The 17774-nt window shown below is 71.4% G+C and carries 17 protein-coding genes; 13 read left to right on the top strand and 4 right to left on the bottom strand.

All coding sequences use genetic code 11. The features are described from left to right. Positions 1-12 precede the first annotated feature (12 nt). The 3 genes from OG534_RS23175 to OG534_RS23185 form a co-directional block, all read right to left on the bottom strand. The gene (locus OG534_RS23175) at positions 13-993 is read right to left on the bottom strand and encodes a PD-(D/E)XK motif protein (RefSeq protein WP_326590365.1); all 981 of its coding nucleotides are present in this window, start codon (positions 991-993) and stop codon (positions 13-15) included. Beyond that, positions 986-2518, bottom strand: coding sequence for an ATP-binding protein (locus tag OG534_RS23180; protein WP_326590367.1), 1533 nt, complete (start codon positions 2516-2518; stop codon positions 986-988). Before OG534_RS23180 ends, OG534_RS23175 begins: the two co-directional genes overlap by 8 nt. Before the next feature lie 100 nt (positions 2519-2618). Beyond that, complete coding sequence (locus OG534_RS23185; RefSeq protein WP_326590368.1) at positions 2619-3623, bottom strand: tetratricopeptide repeat protein; 1005 nt, start codon at positions 3621-3623, stop codon at positions 2619-2621. A gap of 56 nt (positions 3624-3679) precedes the next feature. Here OG534_RS23185 and OG534_RS23190 point away from each other — a divergent pair, with 56 nt between their 5' ends. From OG534_RS23190 to OG534_RS23205, 4 genes are all read left to right on the top strand, one after another. Next, a complete protein-coding gene (locus tag OG534_RS23190; RefSeq protein ID WP_326590370.1) occupies positions 3680-4489 on the top strand; it encodes a class E sortase in 810 nt (269 codons plus the stop codon). Positions 4490-4636: 147 nt separating this feature from the next. Then, entirely contained in the window at positions 4637-4960 is a 324-nt protein-coding gene (locus OG534_RS23195; RefSeq protein WP_326590371.1) for a DUF6412 domain-containing protein, read from the top strand. Positions 4961-5085: 125 nt separating this feature from the next. Next, positions 5086-5928, top strand: a complete 843-nt coding sequence (locus OG534_RS23200; RefSeq protein ID WP_326590372.1) for a hypothetical protein — start codon at positions 5086-5088, stop codon at positions 5926-5928. A 122-nt stretch (positions 5929-6050) separates the two neighbouring features. Next, entirely contained in the window at positions 6051-6908 is an 858-nt protein-coding gene (locus OG534_RS23205) for a fumarylacetoacetate hydrolase family protein (protein ID WP_326590373.1), read from the top strand. A 183-nt stretch (positions 6909-7091) separates the two neighbouring features. On the opposite strand, the gene OG534_RS23210 is transcribed toward OG534_RS23205, so the two are convergent. Continuing rightward, on the bottom strand, positions 7092-8231 hold the full coding sequence (locus tag OG534_RS23210) for a Gfo/Idh/MocA family oxidoreductase (protein ID WP_326590375.1): 1140 nt from the start codon (positions 8229-8231) through the stop codon (positions 7092-7094). 55 nt (positions 8232-8286) lie between these two features. On the opposite strand from OG534_RS23210, the gene OG534_RS23215 reads away from it, so the two are divergent. The 9 genes from OG534_RS23215 to OG534_RS23255 all read left to right on the top strand — a co-directional run bounded on the left by OG534_RS23215 (position 8287) and on the right by OG534_RS23255 (position 17738). Further along, positions 8287-9468, top strand: coding sequence for an ROK family transcriptional regulator (locus OG534_RS23215; protein ID WP_326590376.1), 1182 nt, complete (start codon positions 8287-8289; stop codon positions 9466-9468). A 483-nt stretch (positions 9469-9951) separates the two neighbouring features. After that, entirely contained in the window at positions 9952-10701 is a 750-nt protein-coding gene (locus tag OG534_RS23220; RefSeq protein ID WP_326590377.1) for a hypothetical protein, read from the top strand. Positions 10702-10862: 161 nt separating this feature from the next. Continuing rightward, positions 10863-11627 (top strand): GntR family transcriptional regulator, encoded by a 765-nt coding sequence (locus OG534_RS23225; protein WP_326590379.1) that lies wholly within the window; start codon positions 10863-10865, stop codon positions 11625-11627. 156 nt (positions 11628-11783) lie between these two features. Further along, positions 11784-12911, top strand: a complete 1128-nt coding sequence (locus OG534_RS23230; protein ID WP_326590381.1) for a TIGR03364 family FAD-dependent oxidoreductase — start codon at positions 11784-11786, stop codon at positions 12909-12911. A 5-nt stretch (positions 12912-12916) separates the two neighbouring features. Continuing rightward, on the top strand, positions 12917-13741 hold the full coding sequence (locus tag OG534_RS23235; protein ID WP_326590383.1) for a phosphonatase-like hydrolase: 825 nt from the start codon (positions 12917-12919) through the stop codon (positions 13739-13741). Then, on the top strand, positions 13738-14793 hold the full coding sequence (locus OG534_RS23240; RefSeq protein ID WP_326590385.1) for an ABC transporter ATP-binding protein: 1056 nt from the start codon (positions 13738-13740) through the stop codon (positions 14791-14793). The genes OG534_RS23235 and OG534_RS23240 overlap by 4 nt, the downstream gene beginning before the upstream one ends. After that, on the top strand, positions 14786-15763 hold the full coding sequence (locus tag OG534_RS23245) for a 2-aminoethylphosphonate ABC transporter permease subunit (RefSeq protein WP_442807135.1): 978 nt from the start codon (positions 14786-14788) through the stop codon (positions 15761-15763). The genes OG534_RS23240 and OG534_RS23245 overlap by 8 nt, the downstream gene beginning before the upstream one ends. Continuing rightward, positions 15750-16547: an ABC transporter permease gene (locus tag OG534_RS23250; RefSeq protein WP_326590387.1), complete on the top strand. Its 798-nt coding sequence runs from the start codon at positions 15750-15752 to the stop codon at positions 16545-16547. Before OG534_RS23245 ends, OG534_RS23250 begins: the two co-directional genes overlap by 14 nt. Positions 16548-16643: 96 nt before the next feature. Continuing rightward, complete coding sequence (locus OG534_RS23255; protein WP_326590388.1) at positions 16644-17738, top strand: 2-aminoethylphosphonate ABC transporter substrate-binding protein; 1095 nt, start codon at positions 16644-16646, stop codon at positions 17736-17738. Positions 17739-17774: the final 36 nt, after the last annotated feature.

Here is a 17774-nt window from a genome sequence, read left to right on the forward strand (position 1 = left end):
GGTCCTCGTTGGTCACGGAAGACGGAAGTCGATGAGGTCGACCGGCGAGCCGGGTGCCGAGCTCAAATGGGTCACGTCCATGTGGTAGTCGATCGACGAGACGTGCTCTCGGACGGAGAGGGGAATCATCGACTCGGTCAACCTCGGCAGCTGCTCGGCTGGGACGATCAAGGGAGCCGAGCGCAAAGTCCAGCGTTCGTCGTCCGGGTCGCTCTCGCTCCAACCACCGGCTGCCAGGGCGCCTTCCAGGCTCACCGACGCGATGCGGTGCGCCGCTCGGGCGTCACGGATCACCGAGGCCACCGACTCACCCAGGGAGCGGCCGCCGAGGCCGCCGCGCGTCAGCTGGAGAGAGGCGAACCACAAGGGTCGGCCGGAGCTCTCCGTGAGCTGGTGTATCCCGTGAACGGTGTGTCGACGCCTTTCGGAGGCGGTGGTCTTCACCTCGAGATCAGACTCGGGCAGCCCGAAGTCGTGCTGCTCCGCCTTGGGTCCGGTCCACGCTTCGATCGCCTGCGCCCACCCACGGGAGCGGGCCACGGCGCGCAACACCGCGAGTTCGCCGTGCAGCCCTATACGACGCTCCACCCCGAGGCCGCGCGGCTGGTCGAGCAGCCGGCCCCAGGCTTGCACCGTCTCCTCGAAGGCCTGCCCGAGGTCGCGCTCGCCGGTGACTATGCGGTCCGCGACGGCGATGAGCAGATCGTGGAAATCGCGCATCAACGCCACGTGGGTGGTGTGGATGCGTGCCATCCGCGTTCCGTCGCGCCGCACCTGGTCGATGGTCACCGCCGGCAGCGACGAGCGCGGTGGCTGCTGGTGGCGGTCGAGTTCGACCTGCAGCGAGATCTCCTGCCCGCCGTCACCGATCTCGTACCAGACTGCGCGTTCCGAGGTCGGTGCGGATAGCCGATAGCTCGCTGCCTGCCGCTCCCCGAGATAGTGCTCGACGGTCGACCAGGGGAGTTCCGGGTATCCGCCCGCGTCAGTCATCGTCGCCCATGCGTTCCAGTTCGGTGCGCGCGGCGGCCACCAGGATGGCCTGCCACAATTGGAGGTTGTCTTTTTCTCGACTCCCGCTGTATTCCTTCTCGAATATCTGATGGAGTAGGAGGTATATGAGGGATTTCAACGTAGGAGCGTCATTGAGTCCGCCACGCCTTCCGCCAAGAATCGCCGACCGATAGTGGTGATTCAAGACGATGGTCCGGTTCTCCCTGTCGGCGTCGAAGAACAGACTGTTGTCCAATGACTGCCAGCGGATGGCGATGGGTTCCTCACCCGGCAACAGGGGCAGCTCGTCCTCGATCGCCTCCCGCACGATGGGGTCGAACCCCTTGCCCGGCCCGATGACGGACTTCCGAGTCGTTCCCGCCCGCTTGCGCGCCTCGCGGTAGACCGACTCGGCGTCGGCGACATAGTCGATGAAGCGTCGCCCCTCGGCGTCCCGCGCCTCCTCCAAAGCGGAGATGAACTCGGGGGAGACCTCTACGCCCTCCTTCTTCACGGTCAGCCGGAATACATCGTTTCCGTGCGGCGGAAGATCGATGGCGACACGGGAAAGGGAAAGGTGCTGATCCGGCTGGCGGAAATTGTTCCACCCGCCTGCCTGTACGAGACGATTGTGTCGGTAGAAATAGAAGCCCTGCCGTTCCAGGACGGAGCCGACTGCCTTGTAACCGTCCAAGGTCGACTTTGCCGGCCAGACGTGGGCGTCGAGGGACACGGGGAGGATCGAAGCGAGATCGACGGTGAAGCGCCGAGGGTAGTCGGTGTGGCCCGGGACCGGATATCCGAACGGGTCGAGGGGCTCGACTCCGAAGTTCATGTACTCGGTTCCGGTGTTCACGTCCTCGACCGCGATCGTGATGTTGAAGTCGTCCCTGGCGAGAAACCTGTGCAGGTACAGGCCGAGCTGGAGGCCGAGTCGGTTGAGGGTCCGGTGCAGGTAGCGATCGGTTTGGCCGCCTCCGCCGTTCCGGGGGAAGTTCTTGACCCCGTCCCAACGGATGACCGTGCCCTGCCAGGTGATCGGACGCTGGGCGTAGCGGTCGATCAGTGTCTGAGCGTAGTCGGGGGCAACGATGTCGCACTGGTATCCGTTCACCGCCCGCTCCATCAGCCAACGGCGGCCCACGGCCCTCGTCCTGCGCGTCTTGCTCACGACCGTCACCGAGGACGCGTGACTCAGCGATGCGGACTTCAACCCGGTGCCGAACATTCCCAGAGCCTCGGAGGCGTAGTCGCGGCGGCCTCCGACGGTCATGGCGACATCGAGTTCCTCCTCGGTCATTCCCTTCCCGTCGTCGATGACGAGGAGGCTGACGAGCCGGTCCTCGTCGCGCAGGAAGTGGATCACCACGTCCCGGGCCCCGGCGTCGATGGAGTTGTCGACGAGGTCGGCGATGGCCACCTCGAACCCGTATCCCTGGCTGCTGAGGGCCTCCATGTACCGGGCGTCAGGAGGGAGGTGCTTGCTGCCCGTAGTGGGAACTTCGAACTGCCAGTCGTCGCGCATGGCCTGCCTAGGGGGATCGTTGAATCGAGGACGAGCCTAGTCCGCGTGTGTCCCCTGTGGCAGGTCTGGGTGAGTAAGGTCGGGAGCGTCGACCACGGAATCAGGGGCCGGTGGCTCCGTGGCACTCCGAGTACGGCTTGCCCGAGGTGCACCAGCAGGTTGTGGTGGGGGTGGGGGGCCAGGGGGTGGCTTTGCCGCGGGCTGCCAGGGTCGTGGCGTATTCGGCCAGGAGGCTGGGGGAGGCCGGGGAGGTCTTTTCGGAGGCTGCGAAGGCCTCGTACGACGGGACGCTCGCCGTGACGATGCCGAGGTTCGTGGTGCCCGAGGCGGCGAGGGCGCGCAGGGAGGTTTCGATCTGCCTCAGGTGGGCCTCGTGCGACGGGTACTCCGAGGCCAGGGTCGGGTACGACGTCAGGAGTTCCGCCAGCTCGCGCGCCGGCCAGTGGAGGATCGCCACCGGGAAGGGGCGGGACAGGGCCGCGCGGCGGTCGCCCAGTTCGGCGCGCAGGCGGGCGATCTCGGCGCGCAGTTCGGCCGGGTCGTCGGAGCCCAGGGCCCAGATGCGCTTCGGGTCGTGGAGCTCGTCCAGGGGGATCGGGCCGATGTGGCGCGTGTCCGCGACCATGTCCCAGTCGTCGTGCGGGCGCCCCAGGAGGCGGCGTACGCGGTGGCGGCCCGTCAGGAGGGCGGTGGTGGCCGGGGTGAGCGGGTCGTCCTCCGCGATGAGGAGGGTCGCCGCCTCCGTGAAGCAGTCGTGCGAGGCCTCCAACTCGTCGTGGGCCTCCAGGGCTTCCGCGATGACCTCCCACGGCGCCGGGTCCTTCGGGGAGGCGGCGCGGATGCCCGAGATGAGGGCGCGCGCCTCCGCCTCGTGGCCGTACTCCCAGAGGTTCGCCGCCTGCAGGGCCTTGATCAGCTGGGGGTCGGACGGCGAGGCGGAGAGGAGCTGGTCGTACAGGGCGCTCGCCCGGTCGCGTGCGTCGGCCAGTTCGAGGTGGGCCGCGGCCTGGAGGAGCAAGGGCTCCTGGTCCTCGGGGTAGCGGGTCGCCGTGCGGATGAGGCGCTCGGCTTCGGCGATGTGCTCGGCAGGCGTGTCGGGGCGCATGGTTCACACCGTACTGCGGCTGGTCAGTTGAAGGGGGAGGACTTAAGGTGCCGCCCGTGCGAGATCGCGTACCCGTGGTGGTGCAGGGGAGCGGCCGGCGGGCGCGCCGGGCCGGTCTCGTGGGGGTGCTGTGGGCGGCCGCCGAGCTGACCGTCACGGTGGGTGTGGTGGTGTTGTTGCTGGTGGTGCACCAGGTGTGGTGGACCAATCGGCAGGCCGCGGCCGCCGCGCAGGAGCAGGTCCAGGCCCTGGAGCGGGCCTGGGACGGTGGGAATACTTCCGGGCCCGTTGCGCCCGCGCCCTCCGGCTCCGGGGCCTCCGTCGAGCCGGGCGATCCGGCGGTGTCCGGGGCTCCGTCGGAGGGGACCCCTGGGCCGCCCGCGGCCTCCCGGTCGCCACGGCCCGCGGCCAAGCCGCCGGCCCGGGACCAGGCGTACGCCGTGCTGCGCATCCCGCGTCTCGGTCTCGTCGTGCCCGTCGCGCAGGGGATCGACAAGCGGGCCGTGCTGGACAAGGGGTACGCCGGGCAGTATCCCGGGACCGCGCAGCCCGGGGCGCAGGGGAACTTCGCGCTGGCCGGGCACCGCAACACCCACGGCGAGCCGTTCCGGTACATCAACCGGCTGCGGGCGGGGGACGAGCTCGTCGTCGACGTGCGGGGGCGGCGGTACACGTACGTGGTGGGGAAGATCCTGGGCGAGACGACCGAGCGGGACACCGGGGTGATCGCGCCCGTGCCGCGGAGCCTGGTGAAACCGGACGCCGGCTACAGCGAGCCCGGCGCGTACATCACGCTCACCACCTGCACGCCCGAGTACAGCTCCAAGTACCGGCTGGTGGTGTGGGGGACCCTCACGTCGTCCTGAGCCCGCCCGACCCGGCCGATTGTCAGCGTGCCCGGTTAGTATCGGTGTCACATCTCGTACGGGTGTACGCGTATCCGGGTGTATGGGCGTACGGGTGTATGGGCGTACGGGTATTTCGTGTGCGGGAGTGGAGAGGGGGAGGTCTGCATGGCGCGGCAACGACGCGGCGGGCTGTCCTCGCTGTTCTCGCGGACGCTGCTTTCGCTGGTGCTGCTCGGGGGAGTCCTCGGGCTGTTCGCCGGGGAGGCCGGGCTGGGCGCCGTGGTGGTCGCCCTCGCCGCGACCGTCGCCGTCGGTACCGAGGCCCTGGCCGCCGCCGCTCGGCTCGTGCGGCCCGTGCCACCCCATCGAATACGCACCGCGATCCGTGATCGCGAGCAGCGCACGGCGTTCCTGCCGCAGCGCGATCCCGATGCCTCGGGCCGGTCGCGGCCCAGGGCGCCCGGCCGTCTCGTCCCGACGGCCGCGTAGGGGCGCGCAGTAGTACTGCTCGACTTGTCGCCTTCTGCTGACTGATCACTGTTGTCGCCCCTCGCGGGTCGTCACGCCGAAATGCAGTTCTTTCGACGTTCGACGAGACCCTTCGGAGGGCCCACGTGTCCGTTTTCCCCCATCTTGTTGCTGAGCTGGGCCGGCTTCTCGAACCGGTGCTGGCCGAGTCCGCGACCGCTGCCGCGATCGTGCTGTTCACCGTCCTCGTACGGCTCGCCCTGTACCCGCTGAGCCGGGCCGCCTTCCGCGGGGCGACCCCGGTGGCGGGGATGCTGCCGCTCCTGCTGCAGCTGCCGGTGTTCTTCCTGATGTACCGGGCCTTCACCTCGGGGGGCGAGCTCCTCGGGCACCGGTTGTTCGCCGCGCCGCTGGGGGCGCGGTGGAGCGACGCGCTGGGCGACGGCGGTCTGTTCGGGGCGCAGGGGCTGGTGTTCCTCGGGCTGTTCGGAGCGATCGCGGCGGTGGCCACGTGGAGTGCGGTGCGGGGGCGCAGGGCGGCCGCCGTGGCTGCTGCTGCCGCCGCCTCCGCCCAGGCCGGGCCGGTCGGCCGCGCCGGCGCCAAGGCCAAGGCCGGGACGAAGGGCGGGACGAACGCCGGGGCGAAGGGCGCGGCCAAGGGCGGGGCGAAGGGCGGGGCGAAGGCCGGGACCAAGCCTGGGGCCAAGTCGAGTGTCAAGGCCGGGGCCGGGGCCGGGGCCGGGGGCGTGGTCGAGTTGAGCGCCGAGCAGCAGGAGGTCATGCGGAAGCTGGGCGGCGTACTGCCCCTGCTGTCGTTCGCGACGCTGATCACGGCTGCCGTCCTGCCGCTGGCCGCCGGGCTCTACATGCTGACCACCACCGCGTGGTCGGTCGTGGAGCGGATCTGGCTCCAGCACCGCAAGGAACGGGCGGAGGAGAAGGAGCGCGCGGAGCGGGAGGTCGACGGAGGCGTGCGTTCCAGTCTGTGAACAGGGTCTTGCGGATTGGGCGGACTTCTTGGAGGATCAACCAATCCTCCGATGGCCGCAACCCATCGGCCGGCCCGCGGCACGCCCATGGGCCGACCACCCACGACCACGGGAGAATGCCCATGAAGCTGCTGCGTGTCGGACCCGTCGGGTCGGAGCGCCCCGCGCTGCTCGACCAGGACGGGACCCTGCGTGACCTGTCCGGCGTGATCACGGATGTGGACGGCAGCCTGCTCGCCGACGACGCTGTGCTGTCCCGGGTACGGGACGCGGCCGCGTCCGGCGAGCTTCCGGTCCTGGGCGCCGAAGGGCTGCGGATCGGTGCGCCGGTCGGTCGCATCGGCAAGGTCGTGGGCATCGGGCTGAACTACTTCGGGCACGCGGCGGAGATCGGCGCGGAGCCGCCGGCCGAGCCGATCCTGTTCCTCAAGGCCGCGGACACCGTGGGCGGCCCCGACGACATCGTGCTGATCCCGCGCGGCAGCGTGAAGACCGACTGGGAGGCCGAGCTCGGCGTCGTCATCGGCGCCACCGCCCGCTACCTGGACTCCGCCGAGGAGGGCCTCGCGCACGTCGGCGGCTACGTACTGGTCAACGACGTCTCGGAGCGCGAGTTCCAGATCGAGCGCGGCGGCACCTGGGACAAGGGCAAGAACTGCGAGACCTTCACCCCGCTCGGCCCCTGGCTGGTCACCGCCGACGAGGTCCCGGACCCGCAGGTCCTGGACGTGAAGCTGTGGGTCAACGGCGAGCTCAAGCAGGACGGGAACACCTCGGACCAGATCTTCCCGGTCGGCGAGGTCGTCCGGTACCTGAGCCGTTTCATGACCCTGTACCCGGGCGACGTCATCGTCACCGGTACGCCGGCCGGAGTGGCCATGGGCCAGCCGGAGCCGAAGCCGTACCTGCGGGCCGGTGACGTCGTGGAGCTGGAGATCGAGGGCCTGGGCCGTCAGCGCCAGGAGTTCAAGAGCGCGTAACGGGGACGGATGCGGATACGGAAGGGGCGGGGCTGCCACCGGCAGCCCCGCCCCTTCCACCTGCGCGTGGTGTGCTCAGCCTTCAGCCCTCAGCCCTCTCAGCCCTCAGCCGACGGTTTCTCGTTGCCGGACTTGTCGTTCCCGGACTTATGGAACGATCACCGGCCTCGAATGCCCCGATTTTCAGGCCGAATCGGACACTGTGGCGGGAATCTCCACCACCACGCCCTCCTGGGACGACTTGCGGGCCGCCTCCAGTACGTCGAGGCAGTGCGCGGCCTCGTGTGCCGTGACCGGGTTGGGCCCGCCCTCGCGGAGGGCGGCGGCCACCATGGCGTAGTACGCCGGGTAGTCGCCCTGCTCGGTCGGCACCGGCGTTCCGCCGCCGGTCAGCGGGGACTCGCCCGAGCCCACCCGCCCCCACAGATGCGGGGGCTCCTCGCCCCAGGGCAGGTCCCCGTCCGGCCGCAGCCCCTCCTTGAGGGCGCCCTCCTGCGGGTCGAGGCCGTACTTGACGTAGCCGGCCCGCGATCCCAGGACGCGCAGCCGCGGTCCCAGCTGGGCGGTGGTCGCGCTGACGTAGAGGTGGGAGCGGATCCCGTTCGCGTGCGTGATGGCGAGGAAGGTGTCGTCGTCGGTCTCGGCGCCCGGGCGGCGGGCGTCGGTCTCCGCGTAGACCCGTACGGCCGGTCCGAACAGCACCAGGGCCTGGTCCACGACGTGGCTGCCGAGGTCGTACAGCAGACCGCCGACCTCCTCCGGGGCGCCCGACTCGCGCCAGCCGCCCTTCAGCTGCGGGCGCCAGCGCTCGAAGCGGGACTCGAAGCGCTGGATCTCGCCGAGGTCGTCTTCGGCGATGAGGCGGCGCAGGGTGAGGAAGTCGTTGTCCCAGCGGCGGTTCTGGAAGACGGAGAGGAACGTTCCGCTGCGGTCCGCGAGGGCGGCGAGCGCGCGGGCCTCGGCGGCGGTGGCGGCGATCGGCTTGTCCACGACCACGGGGATGCCGGCTTCGAGGGCGGTGGTCGCGAGCGGGACGTGCGTCTTGTTGGGGGAGGCGATCACGATCAGGTCGAGGTCCCGGTCCCACAGCTCGTCGGCGGTGGCGGCGATGTGGACGTCGGGGAACTCCGTGCGGGCCTGGGCCTGCCGGGTCGGGGCGGAGGTCACGACCGTGTCGAGGACGAGTCCGTCCGTGGCGGCCACGAGGGGGGCGTGGAAAATGGAACCGGCGAGTCCGTAGCCGATGAGGCCGACGCGGAGGGGTGCCGTGGGTGCCGTGGGTGCGGTGGGGGCGGTGCAGGCGGAGGGGGCGGAGGTGCTCATGGGACCACTTTGGCAACAGTGTTGCCGAAGTGCAAGGAAGGTGGACAATGGGCGGGTGAACAGGGGTAGCGGGGAGAGTCGTGGCGGGGCGAACCTGCCGGCGTTGCGCGGGTACAACGAGGCGCTGTTGCTCGACCTGCTGCGCGGCGCCGGACCGGTGGGCCTGGGGCGCACCGAACTCGCGGCGCGTACGGGGCTCACCCCGCAGGCCGTCAGCAAGATCACGGCACGGCTCGGCGCGGACGGGCTGGTCGCGGAGGCCGGCCGCGCGGCGTCCACGGGCGGCAAGCCGCGCACCCTGCTCCGGCTGATGCCGGACGTCCGTCACGCGGTCGGAGTGCACCTGGACCGCGACGGGCTCCGGGCGGTACGGGTGGACCTGGCGGGCCGCGTCGTCGCCGAGAGCAGTGGCCCGCTGGACTTCGGGGCCGGGCCGGAGGCGGCGGTGGAGGTGGTCGTACGGGCGGTCGCGCGGGTCGGAGACCCGGGCCGGACGCCGCTCCTGGGCGTCGGGGTGGTCGCACCGGGGCCGCTCGACCACCGGGCCGGGGTGATGGGGCGGGTGACGGGGTTCCCGAGCTGGAAGGGCTTTCCGCTGCGGGGGGTGCTGGAGGGGCGGCTGGGCCTGCCAGTGCTGCTGGACAAGGACACGAACGCCGGTGCGGCCGCGGCCGCCGGGGCGTGGCTCCGGGCCGCATGGCCGGATGCGGATGCGGATGCGGATGCGGATGCGGATGTCGGGCGTGACGCGGATGCCGGGCCGGATGCGGATGCGGATGTCGGCGGGCCCCACACCTGCGTGTACCTGCACGTCGGGACCGGGCTCGGCGCGGGGTTGTGGCTCGCCGGTGGGGTCTACCGGGGTGCCCGCTCGGCGGCCGGGGAGTTCGGCCACCAGGTGCTCCTGCTGGACGGCCCGCCGTGCCGGTGCGGGGCGCGGGGCTGTGTGGAGGTGCTGTGCCTGGCGGCGGTGGCTCGAGGTGATCTTCCCGAGGCGGCGCGGATCCTGGGGGAGGGTGCGGCCAACCTGGTCGCGCTGCTGGACGTGGACCGTGTGCTGCTCGGCGGGCGGGTGGTGGCGGCGGCGCCGGAGGTCTTCGTGGCCGGGGTTCGGGCCGTTCTCGCGACCCGTGCGCTGGACCCGGCGCGGCCTGTGGTCGGGCTGGCGGGGGCCGGTGTGGCGGAGGGGGCGGCGGAGCTGGTGCTGGCGTCTTTGTTCGGGCGTGCGGGTGGATGATGCCGGGCGTGAGGGTGCGGCGCCGTTGCCGGGAGCTCCGCCCCCGGGCCCCGCGCCTCAAACGCCGGCGGGGCTGAAAGATCGGGGCTCCGCCCCGGACCCCGCGCCTCAAACGCCGGCGGGGCTGAAAGATCGGGGCTCCGCCCCGGACCCCGCGCCTCAAACGCCGGCGGGGCTGAAAGATCGGGGCTCCGCCCCGGACCCCGCGCCTCAAACGCCGGCGAGGCTGGAGTGTGTGCGGCGGGGGCTGGAGGGTGTGCGGCGGGGCTGGAATGGGCCCGGCGGGTGGAGTGAGTGTGGTGGGTGGGTGTGCACGGGCATGAGTGACGGGCTTGACCCCTACACCGATCAGGCGTAAACCGGAACAACTCAGGCGTGGTGTGCGGTGAGAGGGTGCGGGTGCGTGGCAGGGTGCGGGCAGGGCCGGGGTGATTGTCACCTGGTCCGATCATCGTCCCGTCCGGCGAGCAGCGAAGGTCTTCCATGCGACTGCGCAAAGCCCTTGCCCTCACCGCCGTCCTCTCCGCCGCCCTGGTCGCCGCCACCGCCCCCACGGCCGGTGCGGACATCGGTGCCGGCGGCGGCCGCCCCGCCCCCGCGCTGCCGTCGCGCGCGGAGGCGACCTGCGGCGACGGGAAGAGCCACGCCTTCCCCATCGGGGCACGCATCCGCGGCGGCCCCGCCGTGTACCGGACCGGCGGCGAGCCGCAGACCTGGTACCTGGACCTGACCAACACCACCAACTCCAAGTGCACGGCCATCCACCCCGTCGTCGTCCTGACCGACAAGGCCCGCACACTGCGCCCCGCCCACCTGCGGATGGAGTTCGACGCACCGGGCGGCACCTTTCCCGCCAGCCTGGAGCACAGCGACCGCGACGAGATCATCGCCGTCTTCGACGGCGGCGACGCCTTCCCCGGCTTCACCGTCGGCGCAGGCGGCTCCCTGACGGTCAGGGTCGGGCTCGCCTTCTCCGACGACGCCCCCACCGGCGAGGTCGTCGCCGACGCCGCCCTCGTCCAGCGCAAGGGCGACGACGGCGAGTGGATCGGCGAGGCCGGCGGGTACCGCTTCTCCGTCGAGCGTCCGGAGGATCCGGTCGAGGCGGGTTCGCTCGCCCACACCGGCCTCCGCGAGTGGGTGTACGGCGCGAGCGCCGTGACCGCCCTCGCCGTGGGCGGCGGATTCCTGCTGGGCGCCCGCCGCCTGCGTCGTCGTTCCCTTGTTCGTTGATGGCGAATCGATGTTCGTTGATGACGAACCGCAACCGCTGATCTCGGCCCGCTGGTCTCGGCCCGCTGATCTCGCCCGCTGATCTCGGCCCGTCCCAGTCGGCGCCGCGCATGCCCCTACGGCCCGTCCGTCCCTTCCACCGCCCCGCATAGAGTCCCACCGTGGAAGAACAGACCCCGCGTCACCGCCCCGGCTCACCCGTGCGTTCCGGCATTCCCGAGCACGGCCGCATCCCCAAGTACTACGCCGTCAAGGCCCGGATCTCCGGTCTCCTCGACGAGCTCGGCGAGGGTGGCGTGCTGCCCACCGAGCGTGATCTCGCCGAGCGGTACGAGGTGTCCCGCGAGACCGTCCGCCAGGCCCTGCGCGAGCTGCTGCTGGAGGGCCGGCTGCGCCGTTCCGGCCGGGGGACCGTCGTCGCCGGACCGAAGCTGGAGCAGCCGCTCTCCCTCGCCAGCTACACCGAGGGCGTACGCCGTCAGGGGCGCCGCCCGGGCCGTCACCTCATCGGCCTGGAGGAGTTCCCCTGCCCGCCCGACCTCGCCCCCGGCATCGGCGCCGAGCCCGGCGAGCCCGTCTGGCACCTGGAGCGGGTCCTGCTGGCCGACGACGAGCGCGTCGGCCTGGAGAGCACGTACATCCGGGTGGCCCGGGCCCCCCGCCTGAACAGTGATTTCCAGCCGGACTCCTCCTTCTACGGGTACCTCCGCGACAGCCTCGGCATCTCCTTCGGCGAAGCCGACGAGAAGCTGGAGACGGTCCTGGCGACCCCCCGCGAAGCGTTGCTGATCGGCACTCCGCCGGCCCTCCCCATGCTGCTCATCCACCGCTTCTCGCGGGATCAGGACGGCCGGCCCCTGGAACGGGTGCGTTCGCTCTACCGTGGTGACCGGTTCAGCTTCACGACCCGTCTGCGGGCCGAATAGGCGAACCGCCGCAAGCGAATCCCACCGTATCGGCCATTAAGGGGCGCCTTGATGTCACAGAATGATAACGGGTCTAGTCCAAGTGTCGAGGGTCGTTCACCGGCACGTCGCCGGACGGATCCCCCCGGGTCACGGACCGCGCCGACCGTTGACGGCGTGAGAGTCATAGTCGTAGGAGGCGGCGTGGTCGGCACCATGCACGCCTGGCAAGCAGTCGAACGCGGCCACGAGGTCGTCCAGATCGAGCGAGAGGCCGAGGCCCGCGGCGCGTCACTGCGCAATTTCGGCCAGATCTGGGTCAGCGGACGGGCCGGGGGCGAGGAGCTCGACACCGCCCTGCGGGCCCGCGAGCTCTGGGAGCGCATCGGCGCGGAGGTGCCCGGCCTGGGCTTCCGCGCCATCGGCTCCCTCACCCCCGTACGCAATCCCCGCGAGTACGCGGTCGCCGAGGCGGCCGTGGCCCGCTCCGATGCCGCCGCCCGCGGCTACGAACTGGTCACCGCCGACCAGGCGCGGAAGATCAACCCGGCCCTGCGCGGCGCCTTCGAGGCCGCCCTGTGGTGCGAGCGGGACGCGGCCGTCGAACCGCGCACCGCACAGCTCCACCTCCGCGAGGCCCTGCGCGCCAAGGCGAACGGCCGCTACACCTTCCTCCCCGGCCGCGAAGTCCGCGAGGTGGTGGGCCCCGGCGCCGTCCGCGACGACCACGGCGACGTCCACCGCGGCGACACGGTGGTCCTCGCCACCGGAGCCTGGCTGTCCGGCCTGGTCCGCGAACTGGTCCCCGACCTGCCCGTGCGCCGCGTCCGGCTCCAGATGATGCAGACCGCCCCGCTCGGCGAGGAGCTCACCACGTCCATCGCGGACGCCGACAGCTTCCGCTACTACCCCGCCTACCAGTCCGCGGCCCTCGACGACCTGAACGTCGCCCAGGCCCAGGCGCCGATCGCCGCTGCCCACAAGATGCAGCTGCTGATGGTCCAGCGCCAGGACGGCGGGCTGACGATCGGCGACACCCACGAGTACGAGCACCCCTTCGCCTTCGACACCCTCGAAGAGCCCTACGAGCACCTCACCGAGGTGGTCGAGTCGTTCCTCGGCCGCCCGCTGCCGAAGATCCGGCACCGCTGGGCCGGCGTGTACGCGCAGTGCACCGACACCACCCGCGTCGTCCACCGCCAGCAGGTGGCCGACGGCGTCTGGCTGGTGACCGGACCGGGCGGACGCGGCATGACCTGCTCGCCCGCCATAGCCGAGACCACCGCGAACGAACTGGGCTGGTAAGTCAGATGACCGACACGACCGACGCAACCGGCGCAACCGACACGACCGGCGCAACCGACACGACCGGCGCAACCGGCACGACTCATACGACCGGCACGACCGACAGTCGCAGGCTGATCGTCCTCGACATGGCCGGCACCACCGTCGCCGACGGCGGCCTCGTCGAGCGTGCCTTCGAGCGCGCCGCCGTGCGCCTCGGCGTCGAGCCCGGCACCCCCGAACACGCCGAGAAGCTCCGGTACGTCCTCGACACCATGGGCGAATCCAAGATCTCCGTCTTCCGCCACCTCTTCGGTACGGAGGACCTCGCCCAGCGCGCCAACTCCGCCTTCGAGGAGGCGTACGGGGATCTCGTCGACGGCGGCCTCGTCGTCCCGCTGCCCGGCGCCCGCGCCGCGATCGAGCAACTCCGCGCCGACGGCCGCACCGTCGTCCTGACCACCGGCTTCGCCCGGATCACCCAGGACGCCATCCTCGACGCCCTCGGTTGGCAGGACCTCGCCGACCTGACCCTGTGCCCCGCCGACGCGGGCGGCCGCGGCCGGCCCTTCCCGGACATGGTGCTGACCGCGTTCCTGCGTACCGGCGCCGTGGCCGACGTACGGGACGTCGTGGTCGCGGGCGACACCGCCTACGACATGCTCAGCGGCCGGCGCGCCGGCGCCGGGATCGTGGCGGGCGTCCTCACCGGCGCCCACGACCGCGCGGCGCTGACGGCCCACGGCGCGACCCACGTCCTCGGCTCCGTCGCCGAACTCCCCGCCGTCCTCGCCGTTCGCGCCACCCCTGCTGTCCCCGCCGCTCCCGCCGTCCCCGCGGAGTCGTCGTGAGCGGCATCCGCTTCGACGGGGTCAGCGTCGCCTACGACGGCAACACCGTCCTGGACCGTCTGGACCTGACCGTCGAACCCGGCGAGGTGATGGCGCTGCTCGGGCCCTCCGGTTCGGGCAAGACCACGGCCCTGCGCGCGGTCGCCGGTTTCGTACGGCCCGTCGCGGGCCGGGTGCTGATCGGCAGCCGGGACGTCACCGCCCTCCCGCCGCACAAGCGCGGCATCGGCATGGTCGTCCAGCAGTACGCGCTCTTCCCGCACATGCGGGTCGAGGACAACGTCGCCTTCGGCCTCAGGGCCCAGAAGGCGCCGAAGGCCGAGATCCCCGGCCGGGTCGCCGAGGCCCTGGAGATGACGGGGATGGCGGCCTACGCCCGGCGCTACCCGCGCGAGCTGTCGGGCGGCCAGCAGCAGCGCGTGGCCATCGCCCGCGCCCTCGCCATCCGCCCGGGCGTCCTCCTGCTGGACGAGCCGCTGTCCGCGCTCGACGCGCAGCTGCGCTCCGGGATGCTCGCCGAACTGGCCCGCCTGCACCGCGAACTGCCCGACGTCTCCATCCTGTACGTCACCCACGACCAGGTCGAGGCGCTCACCCTGGCCGACCGGATCGCCGTCATGGACAAGGCCCGGCTGCAGGACTGCGGGACCCCGCAGGAGCTGTACCGGGCGCCGCGAACCGAGTTCACCGCCTCGTTCGTCGGCAACGCGAACCTGCTGCCGGTGACGGTGGCCGAGGGCGGGGCGGTCTTCGAGGGCCGCGAGCTGATCCTCGACCGCGGGCGGGCGGCGCCGGGCTCCACGGCCACGCTGTGCGTACGGCCGCACCTGCTCGGCCTCGGGACCGGGGCCGGGCCCAACGCGCTGAGCGGCACCATCGCCGAGGTGCAGTGGCGCGGGTCGACGCACCGGCTGTACGTCGACGTCGACGGGCACCGGGTGAAGGCGGACGTTCCCGAGCTGCGGGAGACTCCGGCGCTGGGGGACCGGGTCACGTTGTGCTTCGAGCCGCGGGACGCGGTGCTGTTGGCCGCGGGGGTGTCGGATGGCTGAGGTCACGCGGCGGGCCGCAGCGCCGGCTCAAGATCGGGGCTCCGCCCCGGACCCCGCGCCTCAAACGCCGGCGGGGCTGAAAGATCGGGGCTCCGCCCCGGACCCCGCGCCTCAAACGCCGGCGGGGCTGGAATCGGCCCAGGCGGAGGGGCGGACCGGCCGTTGGCTGTGGGCGTTGCCGCCCGTCCTCGTGCTCGTGCTGGGGTTCCTGTATCCGCTCGGGCTGGTCGTGCAGCAGTCGTTCACTCCCGAGGGCGGTGGCGGGGCCTTCGACGCCTATCGCTCCGTGTTCGCCTCTTCCGCCTTCCGGGAGGCCCTCGGGACGACCGTCTGGCTGGCCGTCGGGGCGACCGCCGGCTGTCTCGTGCTCGGCTTCGTGCTCGCGCTGATCATCGCCTTCGTGCCCTTCCCCGGGGCCCGCGCCGTCGCGAAGTTCATCGACGTGTTCCTGTCCTTCCCCTCCTTCCTCGTCACCCTCGCCCTCCTCTTCATCTACGGGACGGTGGGCATGGCCAACGGGGTCTGGACCGACGTCACCGGCGCCGCGGACGGCCCCTTCCACTTCCTCTCCACCCTCTGGGGCGTCCTCCTCGCGGAGATCACCTACTTCACGCCCTTCGTCATGCGCCCCCTGCTCGCCGCCTTCTCCCAGCTGGACACCGCCCAGCTGGAGGTCGCCGCGGGACTCGGCGCCCGGCCCGCCCGGATCGTGCGGCAGGTGATCCTTCCCGAGGCACTCCCCGCCCTCGCGGCGGGCGGCAGCCTCGTCCTCGTGATGTGCCTGAACGAGTTCGGGATCGTCCTGTTCACCGGCGCCAAGGACGTCACGACCCTCCCGATGCTCATCTACGGCAAGGCCATCCTCGAATCGGACTACGCGGCCGCCTGCGTGGTCGCCGTCGTCAACATCGTGATCTCCGTCGGCCTGTTCGGCCTCTACCGGGTGGTGAGCAAGCGTGCTGGTGCATAGCAAGACCGGCCGCTGGGCCGCCTGGGGCCTCTTCGGCCTGCTCTTCCTGCCGCTCTTCGCGCTGCCGCTGCTCGTCGTGGTCGCGGCCTCCTTTGCCACCCACTGGTCCGGGGCCTTCCCCTCCGGCCCCACCGCCGGGAACTACGCCTCCGCCGTGCGGGGCGAATTCCTCCAGGCCCTGACCACCAGCCTGGTCACCGCCCTCGCCGCCGGCCTCCTCGCGCTCACCGTCGGCACCTGGGCCGCGCTGGCCGCCGCCACGCTGAAGAAGCGCGGGAAGCGGTCCCTGGACGCGCTGTTCATGCTGCCCGTCGCCGTGCCGTCGGTGGTCGTCGGCCTCGCCGTGCTCGTCGCGTTCAGCCGGCCGCCGGTGCTGCTCAACGGCACCGGGTCGATCGTCGTCCTGGCACACACGATCCTCGTCACGGCGTTCGCCTACCAGTCGGTCTCGGCCGCGATCGTGCGGCTCGACCCGGCGTACGAGCAGGCGGCGGCCTCCCTGGGCGCCCGCCCCGCGTACGTGCTCTGGCGGGTCAGGCTCCCCCTGCTGCTGCCCTCGCTCACGGCAGCGGCCGGGCTCTGCTTCGCCCTGTCCATGGGCGAGCTGAGCGCCACGATGATGCTCTACCCGCCGGACTGGATGCCCCTCCCGGTCCGCATCTTCACCGCCACCGACCGCGGCTCGCTCTTCAGCGGCTCCGCCGTCGCCGTGGTCCTGATGGCCGCCACCCTGCTGGTCCTCCTGGCCGTCTCCCGCATCCGCACCAAGGCCTCGTACCGCTGAAGGCCGTACCGCCGAAGCCCCGTACCGCTGATCCCCGCCGGTAGCTGCTGATCCCGGCACACCCCCGCTGACTCCCCTTTCCCGTGAGGAAGTTCCATGCCCAGCACGCCCCTGATCCGCACGCCCCTGATCCGCACCGCCGCCGCCGTCACCGGCGGCCTCGCCCTCACCGCCTCCCTCACCGCCTGCGGCGGTTCCTCCTCCGCCGACTCCGACTCCCGGAGCGGCGAGAAGATCGTCACCGTCTACAGCGCCGACGGCCTCAAGAGCGAGAAGGGCGACGGCTGGTACGACAAGGTCTTCGCCGACTTCACCAAGAAGACCGGCATCGAGGTCAAGTACGTCGAGGGCGGCTCGGGCGAGATGGTGCAGCGCGCCGTCCGCGAGAAGACCAACACCCAGGCCGACGTACTGATCACCCTGCCGCCCTTCATCCAGCAGGCCGACGGCAAGGGCCTGCTCCAGGCCTACCGGCCGCAGGGCTCCGACAAGGTCAGCGGCGCGGACAAGGCCACCGACGGCAAGTGGACCTCGGTCGTCAACAACTACTTCGGCTTCATCTACAACAAGAAGGAGCTCGCCCAGGCCCCCAAGACCTGGGAGGAGCTGCTGGACCCCAAGTTCAAGGGCAAGCTGCAGTACTCCACCCCGGGCGTCGCGGGCGACGGCACCGCCGTCCTCATCAAGTCGATGCACGACTTCGGCGGCAAGGAGCCGGCGATGGAGTACCTGAAGAAGCTCCAGGCCAACAACGTCGGCCCGTCCTCCTCCACCAGCAAGCTCGCGCCGAAGACGGACAAGGGCGAGCTGCTCGTGGCCAACGGCGACGTCCAGATGAACTTCGCGCAGTCCAAGTCCATGCCGAACCTGGGCATCTGGTTCCCGGCGAAGGACGGCGGCAAGCCCACCAGCTTCGCCCTGCCGTACGCGGCCGGCCTGGTCGACAAGGCCCCGCACACCGAGAACGGCAAGAAGCTCCTCGACCACCTGCTCAGCGAGGAGGCCCAGAAGCTGGTCAGCGAGGTCGGCGGCGGCTTCCCGGCGCGCACCGACGTCAAGCCGACCGACGCCAACGCCGTCGAACTCACGAAGATCATGTCGGGCGTCGAGATCTTCGAGCCGAACTGGTCGGACATCGGCGAGAACCTCACCGCTTACGTCGACGCGTGGAAGTCGGCAACCGGAAGCTGACCGGTTACTTCCTGGCCACCCACGCCCGGCAGAGTG

Source organism: Streptomyces sp. NBC_01294, from assembly GCF_035917235.1.
In the GTDB taxonomy this organism is placed as follows: Bacteria; Actinomycetota; Actinomycetes; order Streptomycetales; family Streptomycetaceae; genus Streptomyces; species Streptomyces caledonius.

Bases quoted from the DNA above. Each gene is read 5' to 3' on its own strand.
- OG534_RS23220 (WP_326590377.1), top strand. From the start codon at position 9,952: ATGCGACTGCGCAAAGCCCTTGCCCTCACCGCCGTCCTCTCCGCCGCC.
- OG534_RS23255 (WP_326590388.1), top strand. From the start codon at position 16,644: ATGCCCAGCACGCCCCTGATCCGCACGCCCCTGATCCGCACCGCCGCC.
- OG534_RS23210 (WP_326590375.1), bottom strand. From the start codon at position 8,231: ATGAGCACCTCCGCCCCCTCCGCCTGCACCGCCCCCACCGCACCCACG.
- OG534_RS23195 (WP_326590371.1), top strand. From the start codon at position 4,637: ATGGCGCGGCAACGACGCGGCGGGCTGTCCTCGCTGTTCTCGCGGACG.
- OG534_RS23245 (WP_442807135.1), top strand. From the start codon at position 14,786: ATGGCTGAGGTCACGCGGCGGGCCGCAGCGCCGGCTCAAGATCGGGGC.
- OG534_RS23175 (WP_326590365.1), bottom strand. From the start codon at position 993: ATGACTGACGCGGGCGGATACCCGGAACTCCCCTGGTCGACCGTCGAG.
- OG534_RS23205 (WP_326590373.1), top strand. From the start codon at position 6,051: ATGAAGCTGCTGCGTGTCGGACCCGTCGGGTCGGAGCGCCCCGCGCTG.
- OG534_RS23235 (WP_326590383.1), top strand. From the start codon at position 12,917: ATGACCGACACGACCGACGCAACCGGCGCAACCGACACGACCGGCGCA.
- OG534_RS23185 (WP_326590368.1), bottom strand. From the start codon at position 3,623: ATGCGCCCCGACACGCCTGCCGAGCACATCGCCGAAGCCGAGCGCCTC.
- OG534_RS23180 (WP_326590367.1), bottom strand. From the start codon at position 2,518: ATGCGCGACGACTGGCAGTTCGAAGTTCCCACTACGGGCAGCAAGCAC.